The sequence below is a fragment of the Intrasporangium calvum genome (assembly GCF_028446585.1).
Lineage (GTDB): Bacteria > Actinomycetota > Actinomycetes > Actinomycetales > Dermatophilaceae > Intrasporangium > Intrasporangium calvum_A.
On sequence record NZ_JAPFQL010000005.1, the window covers coordinates 1 to 13623 of the forward strand.

Annotated in this window: 11 protein-coding genes; 9 read left to right on the forward strand and 2 right to left on the reverse strand. The window is 72.8% G+C overall.

Features of this window, described 5'->3' with window-relative positions; all coding sequences use genetic code 11:
- The first annotated feature begins 8 nt into the window (after positions 1 to 8).
- Genes OO014_RS02150 through OO014_RS02170 form a run of 5 tightly spaced genes read left to right on the forward strand, consistent with a single transcriptional unit; the run spans position 9 to position 5198 of the window.
- Entirely contained in the window at positions 9 to 1139 is a 1131-nt protein-coding gene (locus OO014_RS02150; RefSeq protein ID WP_272460672.1) for an MFS transporter, read from the forward strand.
- 11 nt (positions 1140 to 1150) lie between these two features.
- Positions 1151 to 2305 (forward strand): cupin domain-containing protein, encoded by a 1155-nt coding sequence (locus OO014_RS02155; protein ID WP_272460620.1) that lies wholly within the window; start codon positions 1151 to 1153, stop codon positions 2303 to 2305.
- A complete protein-coding gene (locus OO014_RS02160) occupies positions 2302 to 3165 on the forward strand; it encodes a fumarylacetoacetate hydrolase family protein (protein ID WP_272460621.1) in 864 nt (287 codons plus the stop codon). The genes OO014_RS02155 and OO014_RS02160 overlap by 4 nt, the downstream gene beginning before the upstream one ends.
- The gene (locus OO014_RS02165; RefSeq protein ID WP_272460622.1) at positions 3165 to 3884 is read left to right on the forward strand and encodes a maleylpyruvate isomerase family mycothiol-dependent enzyme; all 720 of its coding nucleotides are present in this window, start codon (positions 3165 to 3167) and stop codon (positions 3882 to 3884) included. The genes OO014_RS02160 and OO014_RS02165 overlap by 1 nt, the downstream gene beginning before the upstream one ends.
- A 33-nt stretch (positions 3885 to 3917) precedes the next feature.
- On the forward strand, positions 3918 to 5198 hold the full coding sequence (locus OO014_RS02170) for an FAD-dependent oxidoreductase (RefSeq protein ID WP_272460623.1): 1281 nt from the start codon (positions 3918 to 3920) through the stop codon (positions 5196 to 5198).
- Positions 5199 to 5213: 15 nt separating this feature from the next.
- On the opposite strand, the gene OO014_RS02175 is transcribed toward OO014_RS02170, so the two are convergent.
- Positions 5214 to 6290, reverse strand: coding sequence for an FUSC family protein (locus tag OO014_RS02175; protein ID WP_272460624.1), 1077 nt, complete (start codon positions 6288 to 6290; stop codon positions 5214 to 5216).
- A 114-nt stretch (positions 6291 to 6404) separates the two neighbouring features.
- Complete coding sequence (locus tag OO014_RS02180; RefSeq protein ID WP_272460625.1) at positions 6405 to 6824, reverse strand: CBS domain-containing protein; 420 nt, start codon at positions 6822 to 6824, stop codon at positions 6405 to 6407.
- Between the two features lie 197 nt (positions 6825 to 7021).
- Between OO014_RS02180 and OO014_RS02185 the strand changes: the two genes are divergently transcribed.
- From OO014_RS02185 to OO014_RS02200, 4 genes are all read left to right on the forward strand, one after another.
- Positions 7022 to 7558 carry an ASCH domain-containing protein gene (locus OO014_RS02185; RefSeq protein ID WP_272460626.1) on the forward strand — a complete coding sequence of 179 codons (537 nt, stop codon included), beginning with the start codon at positions 7022 to 7024 and terminating at the stop codon, positions 7556 to 7558.
- Between the two features lie 169 nt (positions 7559 to 7727).
- Positions 7728 to 8294 carry a dihydrofolate reductase family protein gene (locus tag OO014_RS02190; RefSeq protein WP_272460627.1) on the forward strand — a complete coding sequence of 189 codons (567 nt, stop codon included), beginning with the start codon at positions 7728 to 7730 and terminating at the stop codon, positions 8292 to 8294.
- A gap of 19 nt (positions 8295 to 8313) precedes the next feature.
- Positions 8314 to 8718, forward strand: a complete 405-nt coding sequence (locus OO014_RS02195) for a hypothetical protein (protein WP_272460628.1) — start codon at positions 8314 to 8316, stop codon at positions 8716 to 8718.
- A gap of 81 nt (positions 8719 to 8799) precedes the next feature.
- Positions 8800 to 13602 carry an ATP-dependent helicase gene (locus tag OO014_RS02200; RefSeq protein ID WP_272460629.1) on the forward strand — a complete coding sequence of 1601 codons (4803 nt, stop codon included), beginning with the start codon at positions 8800 to 8802 and terminating at the stop codon, positions 13600 to 13602.
- Positions 13603 to 13623 lie beyond the last annotated feature (21 nt).

The following is a 13623-nucleotide window of genomic DNA, read 5'->3' on the forward strand; positions in this document are numbered from 1 at the left end:
TCGCCGGCATGCTCGTTGGCGCCCTGGGCGCCGGCTACCTCGCGGACCGGCTCGGCCGACGACGCACCATCCTCTGGTGCACGCTGTGGTTCTCCCTCTTCACGGCGCTCTGTGCCGTCGCCACCTCACCCGAGGTCTTCGGACTCTTCCGCTTCGTCGCGGGCCTGGGCCTCGGCGGCCTGGTGCCGTCCGCCAACGCGCTGACGGCCGAGTTCGTCTCGCGCAAGCACCGCTCGGCCGTGTCCACGATCATGATGTCCGGCGTCCCGATCGGCGGGTCCGCGGCGGCGCTCGTCGGCCTGTGGCTGCTGCCCGACTTCGGCTGGCGCTCGATGTACGCGGTGGCGTTCCTCGCCGTCGTCGTGCTGCTGCCCCTGTGCTACGTGCTCCTGCCCGAGTCGCCGACCTGGCTGCGGGCCCACGGACGCGAGGAGGAGGCCCGCGTCGTGGAGGCGCGGTACCGCCTGGCCCACGACCCGTCCGAGCACGCCGGCGACGAGCACGCTCCCGGCTTCCGCACCATCCTCAGCGGGCAGTGGCGCCGGCCCACCGTCCTCTTCGCGCTCGCCACCGTCGCCACCCTCTTCGCCTGGTACGGCCTCGGGACCTGGCTGCCCAAGCTGATGGGCTCGGATGCCCGCTTCGAGATGGGCCAGCCGCTCCACTTCCTCCTCGCCCTCAACATCGGTGCGGTGCTCGGCTCCGTCATCACCGCCTGGGCGGGCGTCCGCTTCGGCCCGCTGCGCAGTGCCGCGGTCGCCGCAGCCGCAGCCGCTGCGGGCCTCGGCTTCCTGCTCACCTACCCGTCCGACATCCTGCCGATCTACGGGGCGCTGATCCTCGCCGGCGTCGGCACGCACGGCACCCAGTGCCTCATCATCGCGGCCGTCGCGACGCACTACCCGCCGCGGCTCCGTGGCACGTCGCTCGGCTTCGCGCTCGGCGTCGGCGGGATCGGCGCCGTCCTCGCCCCGCAGGTCGGCGGCTGGCTGCTCGCCGCCAACCTCGGCGTCGGCAGCAACTTCCTCGCCTTCTCCATCGCAGCCGGCATCGCCGCCGTCCTGCTCGTCATCACCCTGCTCGCCACCCGCCCGGTCGCACCCGCCGGCAGCATCCGCGACGAGCTCCTCGTCCACTGAAAGGAAGCCCGATGACCGACACCCGCGCCACCGTCTCTCCCGTCAGCCTCGCCGCGGTCGACGCCCCCGACCAGCCGACCGTGACCCCGGAGCTGGAGGACCTCTATCGCGGCTTCGAGAAGGAGCTGCTCGTCCCGCTCTGGACCGAGATCGGCGACCTCATGCCGCCGCACCCCCGCTCCAAGGCCCAGCCGCACCGCTGGGAGTGGTCCACCCTCCTCGAGCTCGCCGGACGCGCCGGCGACCTGGTGCCCGTCGGCCGTGGCGGCGAGCGTCGCGCCATCGCCCTGGCCAACCCGTCGCTCGGCGGCAAGCCCTACGCCAGCCCGACGCTCTGGGCGGCGATCCAGTACCTCATGCCCGGCGAGGACGCCCCCGAGCACCGGCACACCCAGAACGCCTTCCGCTTCGTCGTCGAGGGCGAAGGGGTCTGGACCGTCGTCGGCCAGGACCCGGTGCCGATGAGCCGCGGTGACTTCCTGCCGCAGGCCGGCTGGAACTGGCACGCGCACCACAATGCCGCGGACCAGCCGATGGCCTGGATCGACGGGCTCGACATCCCGTTCCAGTACGGGATCGAGGGCCAGTTCTTCGAGTTCGGCCGCGACGTCATCTCCGACGCAGAGCGCATCACGCCGGAGCGCTCGCGGTCGCAGCGACTCTGGGGCCACCCGGGCATCGCGCCCGTGTCGCAGCTGGGCTCGACGCAGGGAAGCCCGCTGCTCTGCTACCGCTGGGAGCACACGGACCGCGCCCTGTCCGACCAGCTCGACCTCGAGGCCGAGGGCTACGCAGCGACCATCGAGCGTGGTCACGCCGCGATCCGCTTCACCAACCCGACCAACGGCCTCGACGTGCTCCCGACGATCCGGACCGAGTTCCACCGCGTCGCGTCCGGCGTCGAGACGGCACCGACCCGCGAGACCGGCTCGTCCGTCTACCAGGTCTTCGACGGCGCCGGCACCGTGACCGTCGGTGACTTCACGTGGTCCGTCACCCGCGGCGACCTCTTCGTCGTCCCGTCCTGGCAGCCGCTCTCCATCCGCTCCGAGGCCTCGGCCTCCGACTCCGACTCCGGCGCCCTGGACCTCTTCCGGTTCAGCGACGCGCCCATCTTCGAGAAGCTCAACCTCGCCCGCACCGAGACCGAAGGAACCAACCGATGAAGCTCGCCACCATCCGCACTGCCGACGGCGACACCCAGGCCGTCCGCGTCGACGGGGCGACGACCGTCGCCCTCGGCTTCCCCGACGTCGGCGCCCTGCTCGCCCAGCCGAACTGGCGCGACCTCGCCGCCCAGGCCAGCCCGAGCGACTCCGATGAGGCGCTGGGAGCGAGCTCAGCGGCATACGCCCCCGTTGTCCCCCAGCCGGGCAAGATCGTCTGCGTCGGCCTCAACTACCGCAACCACATCCTCGAGATGGGACGCGACCTGCCCGAGCACCCCACGCTCTTCAGCAAGTTCGCCGACACCCTCGTGGGCGCGGGCGACGACATCCAGCGTCCGACGGAGACGGAGGAGTTCGACTGGGAGGCCGAGCTCGCCGTCATCATCGGCGCGGAGGTGCGCCGCGCGACGACCGAGCAGGCCGAGGCGGCCATCGCCGGCTTCGCCGTCCTCAACGACGTGACCTGCCGCGACTGGCAGTTCCGCACCCGTGAGTGGCTCCAGGGCAAGAACTGGGACTCCACCACGCCGCTCGGCCCGTGGCTCGTCACGCCCGACGAGCTGCCCGGCGGGGTCCGCCCGGCGCTCGCCATCCGCAGCGAGGTCGACGGGGAGGTCATGCAGGAGGACACGACCGGCGACCTGCTCTTCGACCCGGTGGCGCTCGTCGAGTACGTCTCCACGATGATCACGCTCCGTCCCGGTGACGTCATCGCGACCGGCACGCCCGGGGGAGTCGGCCACGCGCGCAAGCCGGCCCGCTACCTCCAGGTCGGCCAGAAGCTCGTGACCGAGATCGAGGGCCTCGGCCGGTGCGAGAACGTCGTGGTCGCCGACGGTCCGGACGCGTCGCGCTGATGGCCCCCGAGCCGGCGCTCTCGCGCCACCTCATGCAGCAGGGGACGGAGCTCTTCCGCCGGGCCCTGGAGAGCGTCACGGACGATCAGCTCGCCGCGCCGACGGCCCTCGCGGGCTGGACCGGCAAGCACGTGGCCGCGCACGTCGCGGCGAACGCCGAGGCGCTCGGCAACCTCGTCAGGTGGGCGCGGACCGGGGAGGAGACCCCGATGTACTCCTCCCCGGAGCAGCGCAACGCCGACATCGAGGCGGGCGCGACGCGTCCCGAGGCGGACCTGCGTGCGTGGGTCGACCGCTCCGCAACCGCTCTGGCGACCGGCCTCGACGCGCTGACGGACGAGCAGTGGGACCGCCAGGTCCGCACCGCCCAGGGGCGGCTCGTCCCGGCCACGGAGATCCCGTGGATGCGCACCCGCGAGGTCATGGTCCACGCCGTCGACCTCGGCGGGTCGGTGGGCTACGCCGACCTCCCCCTCGACTTCCACGCGGCGCTGCTCGACGACATCGTCGCCAAGCGGTCGGCGGCCGCCGACGGGCCGGCGCTCCACCTCGCCCCGACCGACGACGAGCGCCGTTGGGACGTCGCCGGCGCCGGGGAGCCGACCACCGTCAACGGCCCCCTCTCTGAGCTCGCCGCCTACCTCTCGGGGCGGCCGGCCACCGGCCTCGCCGTCGGCGGCGCCACTGCAGACCTGCCCGACCTTCCTCGCTGGCTCTGAGCCGGCCCGCCCGAACATCGAAGGAGATGTGACATGACCCGCAACGCCCTGAGCAAGGCCACCTCGGCCGTCGACGTCATCGTCGTCGGCGGCGGCATCGGCGGCCTCGCCGCCGCGGTCGCCCTGACCCAGAAGGGCCTGCGCGTGCGGGTCCTCGAGCGCGCGCCGGAGTTCGGCGAGGTCGGCGCCGGCCTCCAGATCGCCCCGAACTGCACCCGCATCCTCGACCAGTGGGGGCTGCTCGACGAGGTCAAGTCCCTCGGCGTGCTGCCGAAGAACATCGTCATGAAGGACGCCGTCGACGGGTCGGAGCTGTCGCGCCTCGATCTCGCCGAGACCGAGGCCCGCTACGGCTACCCCTACATGGTCATCCACCGCAGCGACCTGCACGGCACCCTCCTGCGGGCGGCCCGTGCCGCCGGCGTCGACCTCGTCAACAACATCGCCGTCACCGGCTACGAGCAGAGCGAGCGCGGCGCCGTCGTCGTCCACGCGGAGGGTCGCGAGGAGGCGCCCGTCGTCATCGCGGCGGACGGCCTGCACTCCGTCGCCCGCCCGCTCATCTCCGACGACGAGCCGGTCAGCTCGGCCTACGTCGCCTACCGCGGTGCCGTCCCCGTCGACCAGGTCGTCGGCAACGACGTGTCCCTCGACGACGTCGTCGTCTATGTCGGGCCGCAGCGCCACTTCGTCCAGTACGCCCTCCGCGGCGGCGAGATGTTCAACCAGGTCGCCGTCTTCGAGTCGCCCAAGGCGCGCGCGGGTGAGGAGGACTGGGGCACCCCCGACGAGCTCGACGGGGCCTTCGACGGGTCCTGCGAGCAGGTGACCAAGGGCCTGCCGCTCATGTGGCGCGACCGCTGGTGGCGGATGTTCGACCGCAACCCGATCATGAACTGGGTCACCGGTCGCGTCGCCCTCCTCGGCGACGCCGCGCACCCGCCGCTGCAGTACCTCGCCCAGGGCGCCGTCATGGCGATCGAGGACGCGTGGGTCCTTTCCGAGCACGTCGGACGGCAGCTCGCTGCCGGCCGCGGCGTCGCCGAGCTCGACTGGGACGACGTGCTGTCCGCTTACAACGCCGTGCGTCCGGAGCACTGCCGGCGCGTGCTCACCACCGCTCGCGCGTGGGGTGAGCTGTGGCACGTGGACGGGGACGAGCGGCTCTGGCGCAACGAGATCCTGCGCGGGCGGGCCGTCGACGACTACAGCTACGTCGACTGGCTCTACGGTCCGACCGCGCTCACCCCGGAGGAGGAGGCCGACATGTTCGTCCCCCACTCCCAGCGTGAGGTGGCCTCCGCGACCGTCTGACAGCACGTATGCCGCTCAGCCGGGGGCGCTGCCCCCGGCTGAGCGCGCGCTCCGGCGGGGCAGCCGGTCGGGCACGACGAGCAGGACGACCATGGCCACGACCGCCCCGAGCACGGTCTCGAGGAGCCGGTCCCGCAGCAGCGACTCGACCGGGGACGGGGCGACCAGCTGCCCCATCATCAGCGCCAGCGGGGTGACGAAGAGGAGAGCGAGGGCGTAGTTGCGCCCGACGAACAGCTCGGCGAGCACCTGTAGCCCGGCAACGACGAAGACCGCGCCCGCGCCCTCGTGCGGCGACACCGTCAGCACGACGGCGGCGACCGCAACGCCGAGGAGCGTCCCGACGACTCGTTGGGTCCCCCGAGCCAGCCGCGAGGCGAAATCGGGCCCCGCGAGCACGACCACGGACGCGACCATCGCCCAGTAGGGGTGCTCCCAGCCCAGTGCTGTCGCGATGGTGCCGGAGATGGTCAGGGCGACGACGTAGCGCAGCAGGTGGGCACGTGACCCTATGGGGTCCAGGGCGTCGCGGAACCGGGGCCGCGGCAGCGACGGTCGGGCCCACGACCGGGGGTCGCGGAGCGCCCCGACATGGCCGATCAGGAGCGAGAAGGCCGCACTCGCGGCTGCCACGGCGGGGGCGACGAGCAGGTCGGTCGGTGTCGCCGGCACCATCGCACACACGGCGAAGCCGAACACGAGGAACAGCGGACCCGGAGGATGCCACTGGTATGCGTCGGACGTGATCGAGCCCCAGGCCGCCAGCAGGGCGCCCACCGGCACGACCAGCCAGTGGGACGCGGGCGCGAGCGAGACGGCGACGCCGAGGGTCACGGAGACGACGAGGGCCAGACCAGCGATGGCCTGCATCCCGGTCCGCTCGGCGTGCGGGTGCGCCCTGCCGTAGAGCGAGGTGAAGGCCCCGAAGGCGGCGTAGGGCGTCAGGTCGGTCCGGCCGAGCAGGACGAGGAGCAGGAGCGGCACGAGAACAGAGATCCCGGCACGGAGTGCGACGCGGTGCGCTCCGCGATGGGGGCCGAGCGTGACGAGGCTACGGCCCACGTGCCGCAGCGGTGCGTCACTCGGTGCCATGCGCTCAACGTAGACGACAGGGGAAAGCCAGCACAGCGGCATACCGCCTCGTGGCGCAGGGCCCGCCCCTTCTGGGGCAGGCCCTGCGTCGTTGGGTGTGCTGCGGCTGAGGCGTCACGGGCGGGCGAAGACCTTCTCGACGAACTCGCTCAGCTGGTGCTCATCGAGGTGGCGGGCCAGGTCGGCCTCGCTGATCATCCCGACGAGCTGGTGGTCCTCGATGACGGGCAGCCGCTTGATCTGGTCACGGCCCATCACGTCGACGACCTCGGTGATGTCGGTCTTGGCATCGATCCAGGTGACCTCGCCCTGAGCCAGCTGGCCGGCCGTGCAGGTCGCCACGTCCATGCCCTCGGCGAGGCACTTCACGACGATGTCGCGGTCGGTGATGATGCCGTGCAGCTTCTTGTCGTTGCCGCAGATCGGGAGCGAACCCACGCCCATGTCGCGCATCATCCGCGCGGCCTCGAGGAGCGTCTGGTCCTCGTTGATGCAGGTGGCACCAGAGTTCATGATGTCTCGGGCAGTCGTCATGCTTTCCTCCTTCATCCCTCACGGGTTGTGGTGGTGGAGGCGGCGCGTCGGCGCGTGGTGGCGATGACTCCGGGCGTCAGCGGCCATCCGGCACGTCGCCCACGTTCCACTCTCCTCCCGGGGCCTTACCCCGACAAGATCGATAGACACCCCCGCTGGAGATTCGCCGCTCCGAGGGTCCCGCTAGCCTCAGGACCATGAGCGCACCGGAGCCGGGGACCGAGGATTCGTCGCTGATCGAGTCCTTCTGGCAGATCGCCAGGACGCGAGCGAAGCTCAACCCGACCGGCTACTACACGGGGGAGCGGCCCCTGGGGTCGCTCCGGCCGCCGGCCTGGGCCTTCGGGGCCACGCCCGAGCAGGCCGACGAGCTGCTCGACCTGGTCCTGTCCGGCACCAAGACGGCGACTGCCAGTGCGCTCTGGGACTACGAGGCGGAGGGCGAGGCGCTGCCGACCCCGGGCACACTTGGCATCGTCACTGATGGTCGCGGTGCTCCCCACGCCCTGATCGTCACGACTCAGGTGGACGTCGTCCCCTTCGACGAGGTGAGCGCCGAGCACGCCTACCTCGAAGGTGAGGGAGACCGGTCACTGGCCACCTGGCGTGAGGTGCACGAGCGGTTCTTCACCGAGCACGCGATGCACCGTCGCGGTTTCAGCCGGGACATGCCTGTTGTCCTCGAGCGCTTCGACGTCCTCTATGGCGACCAGTCCACCCGCCTGGACCACTGACGACCTGGCTGGTGTCGGGACCCGCCACTGGTAGGCGCTCGTGTCCTCGAGGGCTACCCCACCGAGCCGCCCCCGGGAAAGACCATCATCCGCTGGAGGGTGGTGCGGCACCGACTCGTTGCACCATCCTGAGGGTCACGCTGTTGCTGTCACCTGGGCGGAGGGTCCCATGGGCAAGTTGATCTACGCGGCCAACATCTCGCTTGACGGCTTCCTCGAGGATGAGGCGGGTGCCTTCGACTGGTCCGTGCCGGCCGAGGCCGTGCACGCGTTCTGGAACGAGCACGAGCGGCACATCGGCACGTCGCTCTACGGGCGACGCATGTACGAGACGATGGCCGTCTGGGAGAGGGACGACTGGTTGGCGGACGAGCCGCCGGTGGTCCGGGAGTATGCCGAGATCTGGCGTGACGCCGACAAGGTCGTCTACTCGAGCTCACTCACTGACGTGACGACCGCGCGCACGAGGATCGAGCGGCAGTTCGAGCCCGAGGCGGTGCGCCGGCTCAAGGAGGACTCCGACGCGGACCTGAGCATCGGAGGCGCGGCCATCGCCGCAGAGGCCTTTCGGCACGGTCTGGTCGACGAGTGCGTGCTGCTGCTGTGCCCCGTCCTCGTGGGCGGCGGCAAGCCGGCGCTGCCTCAGGGGCAGCGACTGGACCTCGACCTGATCGACCACGGCCGGTTCGACAACGGCGTGGTCCACGTCCGCTACGCGGTTCGACGCCGCGTCTGACGGACATAGCATCGACCGCGTGGGAACGAGGGGGCAGGCAGTTGTCGCGACGATGTTGGTCCTCGCCGGGTGGACGCTCGTCCTGCGGGGGCTGTACCTGCTGCCGGCTTCGCAGGATCCCGGTCTCGACCTGGACGCGGGGGCGTCGTTCGACCTGAATCTCTCCGTGTATCTGCCTGCAGTCCTCCTGAGCGTGCTGCTCGTGGTGGCCCTCCCGATCGCCGTGGGCCGTCGCGGGGCGGTCCTCCTGAGCGCTGCCCTGGCGACTGCGACGCTCGCCTTTGCCCTGTGGGTGCTCAACCGGCAGGAGCTGACGAGCCACATCCCCGGACTGGCCAGCAGCCTCTGGGGAGCGGCCGGGCTCAGTGCGACCGCTCTCCTCGTGTGCGGCGCTGGACTGGCGCTGCGGTCCACGCGTCACTGAGGGCCGGCATCCCGACCTGCCGCGTCAGCGACAGGTCGGGGAAAGCGTCCGATGTCCCCGGCGGATGGCAGGCTGAGCCCGATGGCCAGTGCAGACGACGCGGGTGACGTGCTCGACCGCTTCTCTCCGGCGACCGCGGCGTGGTTCCGGAGCAGCTTCAGCGCGCCCACGACCGCACAAGCGGGCGCCTGGGAGGCGATCTCGTCGGGTCACCACTGCGTCGTCGTGGCTCCGACCGGCTCGGGCAAGACGCTGTCGGCCTTCCTCTGGGCGATCGACCGGATGGCGCGTGAGCCCGTCCCGGACGACCGGCTGGCCCGCTGCCGGGTCCTCTACATCTCGCCGATGAAGGCGCTCGCGGTGGACGTCGAGCGCAACCTGCGCGCGCCGCTCGTGGGGATCGGCCACGCGGCCACCCGGCTCGGCCTGCCCGTCCCCGACATCGGGGTCTCGGTCCGGTCGGGGGACACGCCGGCGACCGAGCGGCGCGCCTTCGCGCGGACCCCCACGGACATCCTCATCACCACCCCCGAGTCGCTCTTCCTCATGCTGACCTCCTCCGTGCGGGAGGCCCTCCGGGGCGTCGAGACGGTCATCATCGACGAGGTCCACGCCGTCGCCGGCACGAAGCGGGGCGCCCACCTGGCCCTCTCCCTCGAGCGCCTCGACGCGCTGCTCGAGCGCCCGGCCCAGCGGGTCGGGTTGTCCGCGACGGTCCGGCCGGTCGAGGAGGTCGCTCGCTTCCTCGCAGGAGGTCGGCCCGTCGAGGTGGTGCAGCCGCCGTCGACGAAGGAGTGGGACCTCGACGTCGTCGTCCCCGTCCCCGACCTCGCCGAGCTGTCCGGCGCCCCCGCAGAGCTCTCGCCAGGCGTGCCCGACCTCTCCGGCCCAGCGGCCGGCAACGCCCCGCGCGCGTCGATCTGGCCGCACGTCGAGGAGCGGATCGCCGACCTCATCGCCGACCACCGCTCCACCCTCGTCTTCGCCAACTCCCGACGCCTCGCCGAGCGCCTCACCGCCCGCCTCAACGAGATCTGGGAAGAACGACAAACCGAGGCGTATGCCGCTGAGCTCGCTCCCAGCGAAGGCGGCGTGGGCGCGGGGCCGGCCCAGCGGCATACGGCATCCGCAGGGCCACCCGCCCAGGTGATGGCGCAGTCGGGAGCCAGCCGGGGGGCTCCCGCGGTCCTGGCCAGGGCCCACCACGGCTCGGTGAGCAAGGAGCACCGGGCCGCGATCGAGGAGGACCTCAAGGCGGGGCGGCTGCCGGCCGTGGTCGCCACGAGCAGCCTCGAGCTCGGCATCGACATGGGCGCGGTGGACCTCGTCGTCCAGGTCGAGAGCCCGCCGAGCGTCGCGAGCGGACTGCAGCGGGTCGGTCGCGCCGGGCACCAGGTCGGCGCGGTGAGCCGCGGCGTGCTCTTCCCGAAGTTCCGGGGCGACCTGGTCCAGACGGCCGTCGTCGTGGAGCGGATGCGGGCCGGGGCGATCGAGAGCCTGCGCGTGCCCGCCAACCCCGTCGACGTCCTGGCGCAGCACATCGTGGCCATGTGCGCGCTCGACGAGTGGACGGTCGACGAGGTCGAGACGCTGGTCCGCCGCACGGCCAACTTCGCCGGGCTGCCGAGGTCGGTGCTCGAGGCGACGCTTGACATGTTGGCCGGGAAGTACCCGAGCGACGAGTTCGCCGAGCTGCGGCCCCGCATCGTCTGGGACCGCGTCACCGACACGCTGACCGGTCGGCGCGGCGCCCAGCGGCTGGCGGTCACGAGCGGCGGGACGATCCCCGACCGCGGCCTCTACGCGGTGTTCCTCGCGTCCGGGGAGGGCCCGGGGCGTCGGGTCGGCGAGCTCGACGAGGAGATGGTCTACGAATCACGAGTCGGCGACGTCTTCACGCTCGGGACCTCGGCGTGGCGGATCGAGGACATCACCCACGACCGGGTCCTCGTCACGCCAGCGCCGGGGCAGGCCGGGCGCCTGCCGTTCTGGAAGGGCGACCAGCAGGGCCGCCCGGCTGAGCTCGGCCGGGCCGTGGGAGCGTTCGTGCGCGAGGTCGTCGGCCTGTCGCCGGCCAAGGCGCGGGCGCGGGTGGTCGAGGCAGGGCTCGACGAGTGGGCGGCCGACAACCTGCTCGCCTACCTCGCCGAGCAGCGCGAGGCGACCCGCCACGTGCCCGACGACCGGACCATCGTCGTCGAGCGGTTCCGCGACGAGATCGGCGACTGGCGGGTGGCGGTGCTGTCGCCCTTCGGCGGGCAGGTGCATGCACCGTGGGCGCTCTGCGTCGCCGCGCGGATGCGGGAGCGGTTCGGGATCGACGTGCAGGCCATGCACGGCGACGACGGGATCGTCTTCCGGCTGCCGGACCTCGAGTTCGACGACGGCGACGGGGCGTCCGGGCCGGCGGCGTCGAGCAGCGAGATCGGCCGTCAGCTCATGGAGCTGGTCACCCTGGAGCCGGAGGACGTCGCGGAGCTGGTGACGCAGGAGCTCGGCGGTTCGGCTCTGTTCGCCGCCCGCTTCCGCGAGTGTGCCGCTCGGGCGTTGCTCCTGCCGCGCCGCCGGCCGGACCGCCGCCAGCCGCTCTGGCAGCAGCGGCAGCGCGCCGCGCAGCTGCTCGAGGTCGCGAGCCAGTACCCGTCCTTCCCGATCGTCCTCGAGACCGTCCGCGAGTGCGTCCAGGACGTCTTCGACGTGCCCGGGCTGGTCGAGCTGATGACCGACATCCGCTCGCGCGCCGTGTCGGTCGTCGATGTCGAGTCGGGCCAGCCGAGTCCGTTCGCCAAGTCGTTGGCCTTCGGCTACGTCGCGCAGTACCTCTACGAGGGCGACTCGCCCCTCGCCGAGCGCCGGGCCGCGGCGCTGGCCCTGGACCCGACGCTGCTCTCCGAGCTGCTCGGCCAGAGCGACGCCCTGGCCCTGCGCGACCTGCTCGACCCGGCGGCCGTGGCGCGGACCGAGGCCGAGCTGCAGCGGCTCACCCCGGAGCGAGCAGCCCGGGACGCGGAGGACGTCGCCGACCTGGTCCGCGTCCTCGGGCCGCTGTCCACCGCTGACATCGTCGCGCGGTCCGCTGAGGACTTCGCGCCCCGCGACGTCGAGGGGGCTCTGCGCGCGCTGGAGGCGGCGCGCCGGCTCATCGCCGTGCGCGTCGCCGGTGCGGAGCGCTGGGCCGCGGTCGAGGACGCCGGGCGCCTCCGGGACGCCCTGGGGACTGCGCTTCCGGTCGGGGTGCCGGCGGCCTTCCTCGAGTCCGTGCCCGACCCGCTCGGTGACCTCGTCGCCCGGTTCGCCGGGACGCACGGGCCGTTCACCGTCCACACCGTCGCGGAGTGGTGGGGCCTCGGTCCCGCAGTCGTCCACGACGCGCTTCGTCGGCTCGTCTCCGCGGGCCGCGTCGTGGAGGGCGAGCTCCTGCCGACCGAGAGCGGCGGCGGGCACGGAGCGGAGTTCTGCGACGCCGAGGTGCTCCGGCTCCTGCGCCGCCGGTCGCTCGCCGCCCTGCGCCACGAGGTCGAGCCGGTCTCCCGGGACGACTTCGCCCGGTTCGTCCCACAGTGGCAGGGCGTCGGCTGCGGCCAACGGGGGAGAGAAGGACTGCTCCGGGCCGTCGAGCAGCTGACCGGCGCGGTGGTGCCCGCCAGCGCCCTCGAGACGCTGGTCCTGCCCGCCCGGGTCGCCGACTACCGGCCCGCGCTGCTCGACGAGGTGATGAGCTCGGGCGAGGTCGTCTGGCGCGGCCACGGCTCGCTCCCCGGCGACGATGGCTGGGTCAGCCTCCACCTGGCCGACACGGCCTACCTCACCCTGGCGCCCCCGGAGCCGACTGACCTCACCGACGGCGAGGACGCCGTGCTCGAGGCCCTCGCCGGCGGCGGCGCCTGGTTCTTCCACACCCTGGTTGAGCGGGTCCGTGGGGCCGGGGCCGGGGCCGGGCTGAGCGAGGGCGAGATCCTCGACGCGCTCTGGACGCTGCTCTGGTCCGGACGGGTCACCAACGACACCGTCGCCCCACTGCGAGCCCTGCTGTCCGGTGGCCGCACCGCGCACAAGCGCACCTCGACCGCACCGCGCTCCGCACGCTACGCCGGGCGGCGCGGCTCGCTCGGGCGGCTCGGCTCGGTCCGCGGCTCGATCTCAGGGGTCCCCGTGGAGCGCACCGCACCACCGACCGGCGTCGGCCGGTGGACCCTGCTGCCGGCGGCGGAGACCGACCCGACCGTCCGAGCGGTGACGAGCGCCGAGCTGCTCCTCGACCGCTACGGCGTCCTGACCCGCGGCTCCGTGGCCGCGGAGGAGGTGCCCGGTGGCTTCGCGGCCGTCTACCGGGTGCTCGCCGCAGCCGAGGAAGCCGGCCGAGTGCGGCGCGGCTACTTCGTCGAGTCGCTGGGCGCCTCCCAGTTCGGGTCGACGGGCGCCGTGGACCGGCTGCGCGCCTCGGGGAGGCTGGTCGCGGGGAGCGAGCCCAGCGGCATACGGCAGGCTTCGGCTCCCAACGCGCTCGTCCTCGCGGCGAGCGACCCGGCCAACCCCTACGGCGCCGCGCTGGCGTGGCCGGACCGGCCGACCGACGAGGCGGGCGCGCGCAAGGGGCACCAACCCGGCCGCAAGGCGGGCGCGCTCGTCGTGCTCGTGGACGGGGCGCTCGTGCTCTACGTCGAGCGCGGCGGCAGGACGATGCTGTGCTGGGCCGACGACCCGTCCGTCCTCCAGGCGGCGGCCGACGCCCTCGCGCTGGCCGTGCGAGAGGGCGCTCTCGGGCGGCTCACCGTCGAGAAGGCGGACGGCGCACCGGTCCTCGGCTCCGACCACCCGCTCGTCGCGGCCCTGTCGGCGGCCGGCTTCCACATGACCCCGCGTGGGCTCCGGCTGCGCCGGTGACCGCGACCGGGGAAGGGGGCT